This is a genomic window from Vibrio sp. 1580, assembly GCF_033340055.1.
On record NZ_JAWOVT010000008.1, the window covers coordinates 161383 to 177542 of the forward strand.

The 16160-nt window shown below is 40.6% G+C and carries 13 protein-coding genes and 1 pseudogene; 2 read left to right on the forward strand and 12 right to left on the reverse strand.

The annotated features are described in order from the left end of the window. Positions 1 to 21 precede the first annotated feature (21 nt). The 4 genes and pseudogenes from R7093_RS14670 to R7093_RS14685 all read right to left on the reverse strand — a co-directional run. Positions 22 to 984 (reverse strand): endo alpha-1,4 polygalactosaminidase, encoded by a 963-nt coding sequence (locus tag R7093_RS14670; RefSeq protein WP_318077175.1) that lies wholly within the window; start codon positions 982 to 984, stop codon positions 22 to 24. A 938-nt stretch (positions 985 to 1922) separates the two neighbouring features. Next, entirely contained in the window at positions 1923 to 2951 is a 1029-nt protein-coding gene (galE, locus tag R7093_RS14675) for a UDP-glucose 4-epimerase GalE (protein WP_318077178.1), read from the reverse strand. 297 nt (positions 2952 to 3248) lie between these two features. Continuing rightward, entirely contained in the window at positions 3249 to 4535 is a 1287-nt protein-coding gene (locus R7093_RS14680; RefSeq protein ID WP_225477425.1) for an endo alpha-1,4 polygalactosaminidase, read from the reverse strand. 420 nt (positions 4536 to 4955) lie between these two features. Beyond that, positions 4956 to 5189 (reverse strand): annotated as a pseudogene (locus R7093_RS14685) (IS4 family transposase); the annotation flags it as partial. On the opposite strand from R7093_RS14685, the gene R7093_RS14690 reads away from it, so the two are divergent. Next, positions 5156 to 5353, forward strand: a complete 198-nt coding sequence (locus tag R7093_RS14690) for a hypothetical protein (protein WP_225477516.1) — start codon at positions 5156 to 5158, stop codon at positions 5351 to 5353. The pseudogene R7093_RS14685 and the gene R7093_RS14690 overlap by 34 nt on opposite strands. Before the next feature lie 210 nt (positions 5354 to 5563). Here the strand turns inward: R7093_RS14690 and R7093_RS14695 are convergent, their stop codons facing one another. Further along, positions 5564 to 5983, reverse strand: a complete 420-nt coding sequence (locus R7093_RS14695; protein WP_225477426.1) for a hypothetical protein — start codon at positions 5981 to 5983, stop codon at positions 5564 to 5566. A gap of 387 nt (positions 5984 to 6370) precedes the next feature. Continuing rightward, on the reverse strand, positions 6371 to 6523 hold the full coding sequence (locus R7093_RS14700; RefSeq protein ID WP_405522539.1) for a hypothetical protein: 153 nt from the start codon (positions 6521 to 6523) through the stop codon (positions 6371 to 6373). Between the two features lie 218 nt (positions 6524 to 6741). Between R7093_RS14700 and R7093_RS14705 the strand changes: the two genes are divergently transcribed. Beyond that, positions 6742 to 7155 (forward strand): type II toxin-antitoxin system HigA family antitoxin, encoded by a 414-nt coding sequence (locus R7093_RS14705; protein WP_225477428.1) that lies wholly within the window; start codon positions 6742 to 6744, stop codon positions 7153 to 7155. A gap of 197 nt (positions 7156 to 7352) precedes the next feature. Here the strand turns inward: R7093_RS14705 and R7093_RS14710 are convergent, their stop codons facing one another. From R7093_RS14710 to R7093_RS14735, 6 genes are all read right to left on the reverse strand, one after another. Beyond that, entirely contained in the window at positions 7353 to 7568 is a 216-nt protein-coding gene (locus tag R7093_RS14710) for an MbcA/ParS/Xre antitoxin family protein (RefSeq protein ID WP_225477430.1), read from the reverse strand. Between the two features lie 418 nt (positions 7569 to 7986). After that, positions 7987 to 11022, reverse strand: coding sequence for a tyrosine-type recombinase/integrase (locus R7093_RS14715; RefSeq protein WP_225477432.1), 3036 nt, complete (start codon positions 11020 to 11022; stop codon positions 7987 to 7989). Continuing rightward, positions 11019 to 13247, reverse strand: a complete 2229-nt coding sequence (locus R7093_RS14720) for a hypothetical protein (protein WP_225481789.1) — start codon at positions 13245 to 13247, stop codon at positions 11019 to 11021. The genes R7093_RS14715 and R7093_RS14720 overlap by 4 nt, the downstream gene beginning before the upstream one ends. Further along, entirely contained in the window at positions 13240 to 13815 is a 576-nt protein-coding gene (locus tag R7093_RS14725; protein ID WP_225477436.1) for a hypothetical protein, read from the reverse strand. The genes R7093_RS14720 and R7093_RS14725 overlap by 8 nt, the downstream gene beginning before the upstream one ends. Positions 13816 to 14059: 244 nt before the next feature. Then, positions 14060 to 14917 carry a sterol desaturase family protein gene (locus R7093_RS14730; protein WP_005373167.1) on the reverse strand — a complete coding sequence of 286 codons (858 nt, stop codon included), beginning with the start codon at positions 14915 to 14917 and terminating at the stop codon, positions 14060 to 14062. A 7-nt stretch (positions 14918 to 14924) separates the two neighbouring features. Beyond that, the gene (locus R7093_RS14735) at positions 14925 to 15935 is read right to left on the reverse strand and encodes a DUF2804 domain-containing protein (protein WP_033906458.1); all 1011 of its coding nucleotides are present in this window, start codon (positions 15933 to 15935) and stop codon (positions 14925 to 14927) included. Between the last annotated feature and the right edge of the window lie 225 nt (positions 15936 to 16160).

Consider the following 16160-nt stretch of genomic DNA (forward strand, 5'->3'; position numbering starts at 1 on the left):
TAGGTAAACAGCAATTAGGTATCATTGATCACATGTCATCACCCCTACGCCATCTAGCTCGTAGCTCATTTTCCACAGAGATGAAATTTTAACACTGATAAAATATGGGCAAGCCAAATTTTTGTACGTATTCAGATCGGTTTCACCACTTTTACCGCTGGTATAATATTCCTGATTAAATACCGCCTTATTATTATTTAAAAACGTAATTTCATAGGATTGGCACTCATTACTATAAGCATAACACTGTTCATTTATCGCGAAGTCAAACGACGATACCAGATCATTTAATTGGTCGATATCGTTTTTTAATGCGATACTTAAGCTCCTGGCATGAGCTTCTTTGGCAAGCCACTTGTTATAGCTTAATTGGTGTTCTGGGGTAATTAACCCATGGGTTTCATCAGTATTATCAAATCCATCAACGTTATCCGGTTCAACCGCATCACAGCCATTATTTTTGGCCAAATCGAGCCTAGCAGCCATAATAGGCTTGATAGTATCGTTTAACGCCTGTTCATTGCCGATATTCAGCCAGGTTTCACCCGGCCAGTCTTGCATGTCTCCATCAGCGATGACGGAATCGGGAGTGAATTGGTCAGCATCGGGGCGCCAATTTTCTCGCGTCCCGGCACTAAAATAACAAATGACTTTTTTACCGGCATTTTTAAGTTTCATAATTAGGCTATTGGTGCCACCCTCTATACCGTCGAACAGATCGATATCGTAAATGCCAATGTTGGGATCAATCGTCATGTCGCCATAGTTTTGCAGTTGCCACATCCATCTAGATCCCGGGGTAGGAACCCACATTTCAGGGGGTTCTACCGGCGGTGGTTCTATAGGTGGAGGGTCGACAACGGGTGGATTTTCAGGACTTGGAGGATCTGTTTCAATTTTTCCTGAATCACAAGCTGTTAATAAAGTCAGACTGATAACAACAGCAAAAGTTATGTCTTTGCTATACTGCTCGATAAGTTTCATTGTCTTTCTCTACTTATTATGAAAAGCACAATTTATCATTCATAATCTAATAGAAATCTTATGGGTAATAGATGTATATTATATGAAATAAATACCACACCATTAATATTAAATTATTCTACGCTATAGAGTTAAGTATAGTCAGCACCAACTACCCAAATGTCAACTTTAACGCTTGTCTCAATTGTTAAACGAAACAGAACTGCGCCAGAGCAAAACCACTCAATGCAGTTGAACGATATGATGCGCTTTACGAATAACACGTTACAACCTAAAACTGTAAGGTTAAACGGTCTAAAACTATCGAAGCCTATTCTCGACCTGTTAGCCGAATTACTCAGCTCTTTGATTGCTGTAGTGATGAACTGACCAAAGAGCTACTTCTCTAGTTTGATCGACTCCCCCTTTATGGATCACTGTCAAACAAACTACCCGATATAAGCCCACTACTTTTAATTCTGATGGTGATGTAGAACATCCTGCCATTAACATAACTAAAGATGAGCTTAAGCCTACAAGATACATTTTTGTAATGATTCCCTTCATTGCTGCAAAGTTTGAAGGGCAAAAATGAAAAGCCCAGTAAAAATGGGCTTTAACTTAATAAAATATACAGATATGAAAACACTATAAATTACAATTACTTTATGCGAAATATAACTATTACAAATTACTTATTAGCTTACTATCTGTCAGCTGACATCGTTCGATTGACACGAGGAGCAGATTCGGCAACCTAAACCGTCATCAACGTAAAGCTAATAGACTAAGCGTAGGCAAGTTGAGTAAATATCGCAACCACATCAATACAGTTTTTTTAAGCTGCATTTCTTAAAAACTTAGTAGACTCGGAGTGAAAATTGCCTTGTATATATGGATCGAACGCTTGCTCAACTCCTAAACATTTCTTTTCACTGCATTCTCCCATTATATTGGAGTTACGGCTTGGACGTAGCTTCATAACCTGTGGGATTATTTGATTGCCACTTCCAAGTATCCGCCGTCATTTCCGCGACACTGCGCGTTGCCTTCCAGCCAAGTTCACGCTCTGCTTTTTCAGTACTCGCCCAACACTCTGCAATATCACCCAGTCTACGTGGGCACAACTCATAAGGAACGGGCTTGCCGCAAGCTGATCCAAATGCTTCTACCATTTCAAGAACACTTGAGCCTTTACCTGTACCAAGGTTATATATGTGTAATCCTGATTTTTTTCCTACTGCTTTAAGCGCAGCAATATGGCCATCAGCTAAATCCACCACGTGGATATAATCGCGAATTCCAGTTCCATCAGAGGTTGGGTAATCGTTACCAAAAACAGACAGTTTTTCTCGGCGGCCGACAGCTACTTGAGCAATAAACGGCATTAAGTTATTTGGAATACCGTGTGGATCTTCACCCATGCACCCCGATGGGTGGGCACCTACCGGATTAAAGTAACGCAGTAAAGTGATACTCCAATCGTTTTCAGCATGGAATAGATCGCTCAGACATTCTTCCACCATATATTTGCTGCGACCATAAGGATTAGTGGTTGCGCCAGTTGGCGAATCTTCAGTAATAGGCACAACGTCCGGATCCCCGTATACGGTTGCGGAAGAACTGAAGATAAGACTTTTCACTCCCGCTTTACGCATGCTGCGGGCCAATACCAGTGAGCCATTCACGTTGTTGTCGTAATATTCTAGTGGTTTCTCAAGCGACTCACTTACCGCTTTTAAACCTGAAAAGTGAATAACAGCTTGGATATTGTACTTAGCAAATACCGAATCCAAGAAAGCTTCATCACGTACATCACCTTGATGAAACTCAGGAAGCTTCCCTGTTAACGCTTCAATTCGACTTAGGACTTCGACTTTGGAATTGCACAAGTTATCAAGAATGATTGGCTCGATACCTGCTTCAATCATCTGTACACATGTGTGACTGCCTATGTAACCCATACCGCCTGTAACTAGTACTTCCATCATTGATTCTCCATAACTACCTGCTGATTTTTAAAACTTGAATATCACTACCTCTTCCATGATAGTAAACTTAACTCAGAAGGTATCACCATTAATAAATACAATAGTATTTACGAATGGGACACTTTATCACTCATGCAGTGGTTAGATATATCTCTGAGTGCCATATCTTCATCATTCAGCAGTAGATACCTGAAGCAGCCAAAACTCTCGAATCAAAGACTTTCATTTCTGCTATTAATACTCGACCAGAATAGGATGATGGTCGAGTATCAATAGCTTAGATAACAATGTTATTTATTCACAACGAACAACATCTTTTCCATCTAATGCGTAGCCAACTTTCCAGTTTGATGAAATTTTCACTTCTGTAAAGTAAGGACATGCTGAGTATTGGAACGTATATTCGTCAATTTCTCCACCTCTACCACGAGTGTAATATTCCTGATTAAATACCGCTTTATTTTGTTTTAGGAAGTTTTCTTCGTACGTAGTACATTCATTTCCGTAAGCAAAACATTGTTCATTGATCGCATAATCAAAATAGTCGACTAGTTCGTCAGTCTGGCCAATATCATTCTTAAGGCCGATACTTAATCCTTTCTCGTGCGCAGTGGTCGCAAGCCATTTGTTGTAGCTTAGCTGATCTGCTGAGCTGATGTAACCTTGAGTTTCTTCAGTATTTTCAAATGCGTCTACGTTGTCTGGTTCTACACCGTCACATCCATTTTGCGCGGCAAGCTCTAAACGCGCAGTCATAATTGGTTTGATGCTGTTGTTTAATGCAGTTTGGTTGCTGATGTCTAGCCACACTTCACCAGCCCAGTCTTGCATTTCGCCGTTTGCAATTACAGAATCCGTAGAAAAGTCGCCAGCATCTGGTCGCCAATCTTCACGCGTACCAGCGCTAAAGTAACAGATTATTTTTTTGCCTTGGTTTTTGAGATTTGAAATCACACCTTCGTCGATGCCGTCAAAAAGGTCGACGCCGTAAACTTCTACTTCTGGGTCAATGGTTACGTTGCTATAGTTTTCAAGTTGCCACGACCATGTTGTACCCGGTGCAGGTATCCATCTGTCGCTGCTAGTGCCCGTATTGTCTGTACTACCTGTATTGTCGGTAGTGTTATCAGTTCCAGGGTTGTCGGTGCTCTCTGTACCGTCGCTAGTGTTATCAGTTCCGTTTTCAATAATGATTTCGTCTGAAACTAGAGAGATATTAACCGTCGCAGTCGAACTATTAACACCGTCACTGATGGTATATGTGAATGAATCTGTTGTTTCAAACTTTCCGTTAGGTATATACCTGATCTTACCATTATTTTTGATACGTACTTTTCCGCGAGAAGGCTTAGTGACGGTGATATTTGGCTTTGTAGCATAGGTATCGTTGACTAATACGTTGATAGTAGTCGCGGTTATTTCTGTTATTTCAACGTAGTCGTTTACAGCTAGTAAATTGTCTGTTGCTGCAATAGATATTCCGGGATTTGCTAATAGATAAAAAGGAGCTATAGCAGCTACGCAAAGTTTAGTAAATTTGTTCTTGTTATTGCCAGACTGAGTAGATTTTAATTTTTCCAACTTATATACCTATAAAATTTTAGTTAAAGAATAAATTATAAAAATAACTTCCCGTGACGAACAAATTCGACAAGTAGAAAATAAATTAGATTATTATCTCAAAGGAGGAGGTTAAAGTATTTATTAAGTTTACATGATATTATTTATGATTTTACGTTTTCCATTTTTACAGGAGTATAGAATACGCTTTAATTCATAAGTTGGGATAATGTTACCAGCAAATATGTTCAATACTCAAACAAAAACAGGTCAATTTAAAGTCAAATTGATTTTTGATCGAGAAAACAGAATGATATATACTTGATTTGCAATCATGCTCATATTGTCAATACAAAATTTTACGATTTAAATAAGAGATTAATTTATATAAATCGTCTTTATTTAAAACTAAGTGCATATTTATAGGCTGGACCTTAAGCATCAAGTTTTTTCATAGATGCCATCTAAGGTCCTGTCTTTCTTCGATTTTCTCTGTGGTGATTTTCGAGCGTTCCTTGGTATATACCTCAGCGCCCAAACCAGCTTCTCATCTATTTCCAACCAAGATTGATGCAGATAAGCCTCCAGTATCGGTAGCAACCAGACATCAACATTCTTCTCGGCTTTATACAATGAGACTTATGGCAAGCATTGGCATGCCAAGCTTCGACCGACTCGCCAAATTTCGTCGTATGTCGGAACTTTTTGTCCGAGTCGGATTCTGTTCTCCCAAAATAGATCCCAAACTTCAGCGCAGTCGAACCCTGAATACTGACTCATGGTTTAGTCTTTACTTCAACACTGCACAAAATGACGATGTGCCCGTTCCTATCACATAATCATCCAGTTCTAACGAAGTAGCTGACTCGATGGGGAATTTCTCCAACAAAAATCCTCGCGAACTGACAGCCCGATCTTCGTATCTAGTATCAAATTCCAACTCAAACTTCTGAATATCATCAGTTTAATATACATCAGATTACTTATTTTGGAATTTGGATTGTCTATGCGAAAGTACAGCCCATAGTCAGTGCAAGCGATGAGCTCAATTACTGACCAACAGTGATCTTTCCATTTGACAGCTCATCTAATGGCTCGTAGGGCTCGAGTTCGAACTCCGCTCTTAATAAGACGATTTTATCGTAATAGGCTTTTACCAGTTCCTGATCCACCTGAAGCTTTTCAAACTCTATCGTTTTTTCCCTGTAGTCAGGCGATGTTTTCTCAGGCAAATATTCAAGGTAGTAACGGTCACAGTCTTTCATGTCGCTATAACTTTCTAAGTCCACCGCTGACATACAAGCAGCAAAAACATTTTGTGCTTCGCGGTCGGCTACACCTTGAATTGCTGATGTACCCGTTTTTTTCAGATAGCTTTGGTATAGCTTAGCTCCAAAGAATCCCCCAGTAGGAATGGTAATTGCTCCAATTAGTACCCACGTAATTTTCTCTTTAAAAATGTCTAACACTCATTTTCCCTTTTTGATTTTTGATTTTTGATTTTTGATTTTTGATTTTTGATAAAATGTCATTACTTGCAGTAATTCTCATAAATTCAATTTAAAGATGGGGTCAATATTTGAATATTCAATAACTCATTCTAAATATAGGGTTTTCGTGCTTTCTAAAGATAGGCCACGTTGCTCTGTATCCATTTCTTGAACAATCATCTGAGACACTATGTCAGCTTCCTGTGTTAAGATTTCTTGTTCAGTGACACATAATTACGCTCTAACACTTGCAGTAGGAAACACTCAGTGTGGCTCGGTAAGCCATCATTCTCACCATTTCAAAGCTACTTCTAACTCATTTGCGCTCTTCAATATTCATGTACGTTTTTCCTTCACATTACTAAGTTAAAAAATGACTGGTTTATGAACAGAGAGTAATTGCAGTGTTTTCTGTCTGGTTAATTTTTTGCGAAAAGTCTCTCGACCTGATAAATCGTGGCCGACAAGATGAAAAACATGTTTTGCTAAGTCGATACCGATAATATGTGTGTTAAGCATGATGGTCACCTTTTCCCTTTCCTCAATACTATCGAGTTTAGTGGATAGGAGGGGCGTACCATCCAATTAATGAGTCAGAAGAGATGCCACTGACTTGTGATTACTGTTGCGCGACTTATTAGGAGGAAGATTGCCCTTTGGTTATGTTTACAAATTGTAAACTGGTACGCATACATATACTATATTCTGTATGTGCTCATCTAAAGGGTGAATGGATTGTGGATATTAAGTCGCTTAAAGAATTATCTATTGAGATTAACTCGAAAATGCCGTGGTTGGCTGGGATTAGATCTGAACAACAATATCATGAATTGATAGAGTTAATGGATGAACTGGTAACGGATTACGATGCCAACAAAACGCTGATTGATTTATTGTTTCCTGTTATTGAACGCTACGAAGATAAGTCGGCGTTATTTCAAAAATTTAATGACCACATAGACTCGCTAGATAAAGGCAGAGCTATGTTGTCAGTAATAATTGATCAATATGGTTTAAAACTGAGCGATTTGCCGGAGATTGGCGGTAAATCCTTAGTGTCGCTAATTTTAAAAGGTGAAAGAAAATTGACAGTTAGTCATATACAAGCATTGTCTAGGCGTTTTGACATCCCCAAGTACATGTTTATCTAATGTTCTTGTTCTAGAGCAGTTTTACTGTAGCTAAACACATTTCGAGAAAAAAGTGTTTTCAGTACATTTATGCAAGAGACCCTTGTACAAGTTTGTCCCAATAGCTTGTTACACACTTTGCTAAATTAGAAAATAGAGGATTACCATAGGGGCTCTTAGGCAAAGTGGTGACCGGAGGTATTTGACCACTAAGAATTCTATGAATAATCCCCATCTTTAATTTTATTCAGTGTCATTAAAACTAATTTCAAATCGCCTTTTTGAACAACTTCTACTGGGGTTAAGCCTCCTAAAGCAGGAATGTGTGATGCTAACCACTTAATCCCCAACTCTTCTGAGCAAAAAACATCTCTGAGTTCAGATTTTAGACATGGAAATTTCGTAAGAACTTTTTCTATCTCATCAGCTTGCATATCATCAACCAACAATTCTATTGGAAACTGTTTTTACTCACAATCCACTTCTCGCTAAAAGTGGTACTAGATATTTATAGCACAACACGTTGCTCAACTATACATCTGGTTTACTCTGAAGTCAGCGATGGGGCTGCTGAGGAAGAAGCTTCACAGAACAACGCTTCATACGACTTCAGGTCGCACGGGTATAAACGCTTTTGAAAAGGCAGTTTACCGATGAGATCTCAGCCATTTTAGTATGAGACTTTATTACTCTCCCACAGTAACGTTACCAATTCGACAACTTTCTTGAAAAATAGCCGGAATGGGTGTCCAGGGATTCCCGGAATCGGTGGCTGATTGCTCCGAAATACGTAGCAGTGGATTCACATTGTTGCTCCATCGTTTTATTAATATTTGCGGCAAAAATTAAACTTTATGCTTTTCTAACCATGACAAAAGTAAAAAATAAAATATATACAAGTAGATGTGATGAATATTTACTCAGCTCGTTGTTAGCGGTCATTGTTTCTTCATCAGGACTAATAAGCTCAAGCCTGACCGAACCATGGCCTGTTCGCCCCGTTGTTGTCCCCGCTTCTCCCACGATGGTCTTTATTCCTGCGTAGGCTGCTTTCCATTCTTTCTGTAATCGACTAGATCGCATGTACAGAGTCACCACCCGCCAATGCGCTTTGGGGATCGCAAAGGAAAACGCATCAATAAAACTCGAAAGTAGTTCAGGTTGATTAAAGGTCACACCCGATTGACTGGCGGTACAATGAGTTAAGAAGTATTGCATCTGTTCGGTGAACTGTTGTTGATGATGCTTGTAGTGATTACGCAGCTTAGCATTGAATTTACGCACATACTCTTTTTCTTTGTTGGTTTTCAATCTCCCAGGTACCAGACTATGTTGCCGAATAGTAGAGAACAGACGGCTTTGCCCCACGTTATTCCCCGTGGGGTTGGCTGATAGGGATTTTAGGTATTCCGCGTTATCAACCCACTGCTCAACAATGCTTGATGAGATACGATATTCAAGCGCCAATCTATCAACCGATTGACCACTGGCAATAGCATCAAGTACTTGATAGCACAACTCAATTGAAAAACTCTCCGCTTTGTGATCCAAGAGACTTGGATAGCATTGCTCATTTTGGTCAGGTGACGCTGATACCAGCTGAACATTGAGCTTTTTGTATAGCGGGGCTGCCGCGTGAGCCAACAACACTTGTTCATTGTTACGCTTGCGCATTTTCCAGTAGCGGTCGTGAGATAGCAAACCGCACTGGGTTGCTTCGTGCAGCGATAGTGATCGTAGATAATCGGCTTTATGGGGTGAAGCGAGTAAATCACTGAAATGAAAATAATGGCTGAACGTCATCTCCGGATCTTCGTGGCCAGCAAAGGCTGCAATTTCCCAATATCCCTTTAATGAGGTTCCTTTAAATAGCAACTGTTGGATATCGGCACTTTGCTTTTGATCATATGGGTATGCATAGGGCAAAATTTCATATGCATTTTCAAGCTCTAACATCAGTTGTAAGCGGCTTAAACATGAGTGTCTCAAGTGGTGGAACACCCAATGCTCCTGCCCCGATGCGATCTTCAGAAAGCTTCCCACGTAATTCGACACCGCTTTAAGATTAAAGGGGGCATTGGGATCCTCTCCAAGAGTGAAAAGTGGGGAAGACTGAGATTTTGATAAGGTTCTTTTTTGTCGTAAGTATTGATTAAAAATTTCTTTCTCTTGCTCCAGTAAAAGAGGAAGCACAGGCACTCTACGCAAACTGCTCGCGGTTTTGTTATTGGCGAATTGGTTCGGACGCACTTCTACCCAAATCTGATCACAATGGCTAATATTGCCCATTTGCAATTTGTATAACTCAGCAATTCTTAACCCACACCGATAGGACATAATGCAGATACACTGCAACGCTAATCGATCGAGCACATTGATATCGTCAAGTGTTTGAATATGCTTGATCAGCGCACCAAAAACGTGTTCATCAATAAAACCTGCACGTGTGTGCTTTTGAGTACTGTCGCAGTGAAAGAAATCGTCACTGAGTCTTGGAAGGTTTAGGAATGAAAAGGTGTAACGATGAAAATCTTTTAACCGAGCCGCAAAGTTCTTGCGTGACTTTGGACTCTTATGCCGATTAATTTGTTCTTCATAGATTTCTTCTAAAGCTCCCTCGTTCAACGTATTGTCTATGGTGAATTCAGTATTCATAAACACCCAATCTTTGATAAGCGTTGTCCGGTAACTATTGACGGTTGAGGACGTGCAAGTCTCAAGCTTGAACCTAAGCCAATTGACAAAGCAGGCTTGCCAATCAGACATAGAATAGGAGTCAACCAGTACAGACAAGTCTTCAGCAAGTTTTTGCGCGCTGATTTTCTGTCCTTGCGTTGTCTTAAACGGTATCGACACCAATTCATAGAATTCCGAATCTTTAATACGGGGAGCGTTTGTTATTTTTGTTGATGTTTCCCTGCCTTTCGGTAAGGAAATAGGATCATTAAAATCATAGAATGAAGATGACTGAGGCATATTGAGAGTAGGCGACAGTACTTGCTTTAAGTTGGACAGTGGAAGTGAATAAGATCGCGTTCGCCCCATTCGGAACTCAATAAGTGCTTGGCTGATTGTGACATTGTAATGACGTTCATACCAACTCGCCGCCGCTCGACAAAATGTTGCCAAATTTGATGGTAACTTATCTACCTGACTGAAATGGCTAGTGAGTATTGCGTATATTCCTCGCGCTGTTTCTGGCGCAGACCATTCCGAAAGATCCGTCGTTTGCCAAAGGTTGAGTTGGGCCAGTGTATGTAGTGACAGGTAGCAGTGATATTGAGTGACACGTTCACCATCAATTTCTGCGTTGGTATTAAGGTTCTCATTGTCCAGAAGCAGAGTTAGGTAGGTGTAACAACTGACCCTTTGCAGAGACAGAGGCTGCTGGCTGATAATTGCATGATGAAAAGCATTGACCACATCAATACTCATTTGACCTGACTCAAAGATCAACGAGAGCATCAAGCTTTGGTAGCGAAGTGAAGCATCCTGTAGATCGACATTAAGGTGCGTATCCCTCCATGTCGCATATTGGTCATATATAGCCCAGGAAGATACTAACCATTTTTTATCACGTGTTTGGGTTGGTGGACGATTGGTGATAATCGTTGATGGTGGAGAGTATGGCCAGCCATGCTTTTTTTTGTTGGCATTAACACGATACTCACCATATTTAAATCCTTGTCGGAAGTCTTTCTGCGGGCCGAACACGTTTAATAGTGACTGTTCAAACTGCTCCCAACCTTGAATAAACACCTCTTCACTGATTATGCTTTCTGGAGAAGGAAACGCCTCGTCAAATAGCTTGTCCGCTTTTTGCTTTACCTTTTCGATATGCTCAAGGCGACTTTTTTCTCTCCGTAATTCACCGGTCAGGAATGTCATACTTCCTCCTCGCCTAACAGCATACAAAGGTGCGATTGCAAGTCGTTGGAGATGGTTGTGAGCTGGTGCCGATTGAGTTGGCTGAACTGGCTAAAAGGCAGTATTTCTGCGTATTGATGCCCCAGCCATGCGGCGATCAGTTCATCATGAACACCGATTGAATACAGATATGATCGTAGGTAGTGTCGTGTCCAGTTGGGAGGAAGCGGAAGAATACTGTCGATGTGCTCCGCATAAGACGACGGGGTGGTTTCTTCTACCCCATTTCTGCCAATATAAAAACAAAACGCTCGCTCACCACCACGGGCTTCCATATAAGCCTGAGCGAGTTTAGGTTTAAAACGACTGTGATACAGCTCGGCTTCTTCACAAAACTGGAGATATTGCTTTAACTTTGTAAGCGCAATGGGCGGCAGAATAACCACTCGACCACCAGAACTTTTTCCACGCTCTTTGTCCGCTATTCGATATTCACCTGTAGATATATGAATATCGTTCAATGATCCGAACCAATCGTTCACGGGGCGGTATCCACTGGCAAGACCTAAAATGATCTGAAGCTCTAAAACGCGCATATTGTGGTAAGTGGCACTAAAGCAGTCTTCTTTATCATTGTCCATTGAGCTGAAAAAATCGGTTAGTTTTTCGAACAACCACTGCAGATATTCAGTTTGCAGAAAAAACGGGGAACCAAGCACACCTTGTGACGTGAACTTCTCCAAATCAACTAAATAGTTTGACTGGCTGAGCTCTGACAGGTAATCACAATACTGATAGTAACACTTCAAAAATTCGTTAGTGTTAATGGCGGTATAATACCGGGCGGGTTCATTTTGCGGATCGTGCGCACTGATGAGCTCCGCAATACAAACATCAGTTTTTTGCGCAATCATGGTTTGCTTCATAAAGTTCGCTAACGATGATGAAGTAACCGATAAGTGATACTTTTTCTTTATATTCGATAATACCGTTTTGACGTCCAAACCAGTAGAGGCATAAAAATTGAAATTATTGAGTGAAGAGACGAGGTTAAATGGCAGTGGGAGCACATAACTGACTTCAAAGTCCTTGGCTAGAAACCTTAATTGTTTGTCCAGCTTCTTAGCGGAAGGCAAATTGAAGCGGCGCTTAATACCAATGATATGGCGAGAACCATCAGAACGAGCACTTTTCCATTGGTTTATCTCATCCAAAGTGTTGCCAGTATAAATCATCAGCAACATGACCGTTGCTGCCGCCACCTGCTTGTAATCACTATTGTCACGTAAAATAGAGATACACTCACTCATGACACAGCGAATATCATATTCACTTACTTGGTTAATACTACACGTCAGCGACATCTTATTTTTTACAATCCGGCTATTAATCGCTCGGGCTCGCATCGCATTTTGATACTTATCCCGCTGCACAAAGTTTTTCGATGAAATTAGTGATAAAGAACGCTCTGGCTGCCCTTGATCCTCACTTTGCCAACCGGAGCCATTTATTTTTGAAGACAGTTCAATCACGGTTGCGTGATGCTCGTTTTCACTCTCATCAAATGGTTGCGCTTTTGAGATTGTCAGATTACGGCCTTGTTTGAATTCACGCGCACCGATCTTACGGTTAATCCCTACTCTGTTATTGTAACTATCTCGAAAGGGATTACGATAATAGCCAAGTCGCCTAACTTGCTGTTTATCAATGTTGGTATCTGATTCGATTTGCTGATCAAAATACTCAATCAATGATTGAAAATCATGCTGTTCCGGTGCTGGTAAAAGAGGAACCAGTCGTTGACGATTTCCGGTCGCATACTGTCTGATCTCATTGCATAACCTCTTTATTTTATCACGGTGGTCGCCAGGTACAGCTATGCTTAACTTCATAACGACAATCAATGTTAGAGCTTTATAGAAATCAAACTTGTTTTGATCATACGAGAGAAGCGTGAGGGTTGACGAAATAAATGCTGCGATATCAAGTTTGCTGATTAGCTTGCGATTATGCAGAGTTTGATGAATGGTTGAGAGTGATACTGTGCTATGCACTTTTCGAAAGTGTTTGGCTTGGGAAATTAACCACTGGATTTCAATAAATTCTTCTCGGAAAGAGTGTGGTAATATATCAATCAACCTTAGCACTTCGGTCGCAATGGTACTCTGATTTTCAGGTGACCCATAAAATAATTCGTCGATTAAACTGCGACGATTTTGTTCACTTTTTTCGCCGTTGTTATTCATTCCCAAAACGCTCCTTCATTTGTTCAAATAACGCAGGTTTAGCTTGAAATTTTTGCGGCGGTTTGGGGTTGTACTTCGATTGTTTTTTTAATCCAGACACGCTCATATTGGTTAACTCAGCGAATTGTTTTTGAGTAAGGTGATCAGTCCCAAAGTAATCACTTAACAAATGAGATGGCGTGTGAATATTGATATGTTGTCGCATGATTTCGAGCGACTGATTTTCTACAGATGAGAGTAAAACTCGTAGCACACTTCTCCAAGCTAAATCCGAAATCTGCCTGGATTGAAGATCACTTTCAATCAAGATCACGGCATCATCAAGATTAAAATGTTGCAACGAAAAACTGAAAAATTCGAAGCCAGAAATCAGTTCAAGTTGGTCTGGTTTTGATAAAACAGCGCGGTAAATTTGATCACATTGAATCGCATTAATTGCTTCCAAACCTACCTGAACTTTATCGAACTTAAACACCATTGAATGAAAAAAATTGAAGGCATCGAGAGCCTCTGGGTGAACTCGAGTGGATAAGTTTTTCTTCTTAGATTTTGCTAATAACGTTGCCACTTCATACCTAATATCTAAAATAAAGGTACCAAAAGTGTCTTGTTCACAACTATGAATTGGTACCATAGTTAACTTTAATATGGCATTAAATGGTGTAAATGTAAATTGAAAAATCCGACTCAAGACATTATTTAATAAGGCTTTTATTGTTAAACCACGATATATTTTTCACTAGTGTTACATCCTTCCAAGCTGATGATGCGGGTTCGATTCCCGCTGCCCGCTCCAATCTCTTTATCTCAATTTACTCATAAAAATCCGATGGCGGAGCGAACAAACGGCGGCAGCGTTGTTTCCATGATAAGTTTGGTCGAGTTACGTCATAAAACATGTCTTTCCATTCTGCAAACGTCACGCGGATGGGATTAAAGCTGTTTACAGGTTTAGAAACCCCATACCGAACCGTTTCCACCTCTGGTTCAAACGTTCCGAACATTCGATCCCAAATAATTAATACACCCGCATAATTTTTGTCGATGTACTGACGGTTCACACCATGATGAACGCGATGGTGAGACGGCGTGTTAAATACCCACTCTAGTGGCCCGAGCGAACGAATTGATTGGGTGTGAACAAAAAACTGTAAGCCCAGATTAAACAACACAACGAAGACAACCCATTTTGGCTCAAAACCAATAATCACCAAGGGCAACCAAAAAATCCACATCCCCGCTAGCGGATACATTAAACTTTGACGAAAGGCGGTACTGAAGTTCATTCTTTCCGAACTGTGATGAACAACGTGCGCGGCCCACATCCAACGAATACGATGGCTAGCCCGATGAAACCAGTAATAGAAAAAATCTTGCAGGACAACAAGTAAAAGAAAAGCTGAGACGCTCATTTCGATATCAAACAAACGCCAATCAAACCACCACAAATACAACTGAGCAATCAGTAAACCCGTGAGTATGTCTGTCGCTTGGTGTAAGCCCGCAAGAACAAAATTACACGCTACTTCAGGGAAGTAATACGTCGCGCTTTCAGGCAAGCGTCCTCTTCTTTGTCCGAACCAATATTCGGCAAGCATGCAGAAAAAGAAAACTGGAGCCAGAATCATCAGAAGTAATTCTGGGCGGTCCATCAACTGCGTCCAATCCATTGTGTTTCTACCATTTTGCATAGTGATCTTCAGTAAGACCCATAACTTCTTCTAACTGATGTTTGATGCCATTTCCATCGATAATATAGCCAGAGAAATAACCGATGTACTGACGAAAGTTACTTTTGAGAAGCCAAAAATTTTTCTTCTCTGAGCGTCGATTCAAAGGCGTGAACTGTAAGTTAACTCGTTTATCTTCAGACGTAATATGCCACTTTTGCCCTTCATCACTTCGTGAAAACTGAAACTGCACAGGTTGCAAAAAGTGACGCTGACCATTAATCCACAATACATTTTCGCAATAGCCAGTTTCATTAACGCCAGCTGCCAAGTTCAACCCCAGACGCCTGTCATCCTCAAAGCAATTGATACTCGCCCAGCGCCAACTTGTTTCTCGCCGCATGTACCCAGCGGAAAAATCGTAACCAGCAGCCACCTCTGAAAGATCTTGCTCTTTTCCTAATATGAACAAGTTACCGTCTACTGCTAACGCATTGTGCTTCTGAGTATATGTCCAACCCGCATAACCTGTTGGCGTACACAACATTAATGGCAAACTCATATTTTCTGGACGTAAATAGAGATCCGCATTGACTGACTCTGTCACAAAGTGGACGTGCCAAATACCATCCTTAATAGAAAACTGAACTCTTTTGTTAGCAAGATGGGCAAGACTGCACCAACTGGAAGGCTGAGTTTGATAACCTATATTAAAAGGTTTCAACCATTGTTGCTCAATCAACTTATTCTTTTTAATATCAAACAGGTAGCAAAAGCCGGATGCTAAATACCGTATATCAGCAATCGCTACTCCAATGACGTAATTAGGTGTGACCAAATTGACGAACTGAAACTGCTTATAATCGCGGTAACGGCGCCACTTAGATACCGGCTTATCCATCTCATCGAGGTAGGTAAATTTATCTAGCTGTAACGATGTTGGAATTCCATCAAGGTGGCCAAACGCTGGTAGGCCATTCTGCTGAATAAACGAGTTCAGAACCTTAAGCTCATCCATATAGTTGTCTTTTCACAAGTTATCACACACACAAATTTTAACATGACGTTAACATAAACAATTTGCGTAACTGCACAACAACATCGACTAAAGTGATTTCTGCTTGTTATATGTGAAACTGATCACTCAACCACCCGCTTACTTAGCTAGCCCTACCTATCTCAACCAACACAGCCTGGGTTAGAAGCTGCACATTCTCATCCGCAGGAAAGACCACTACAACCA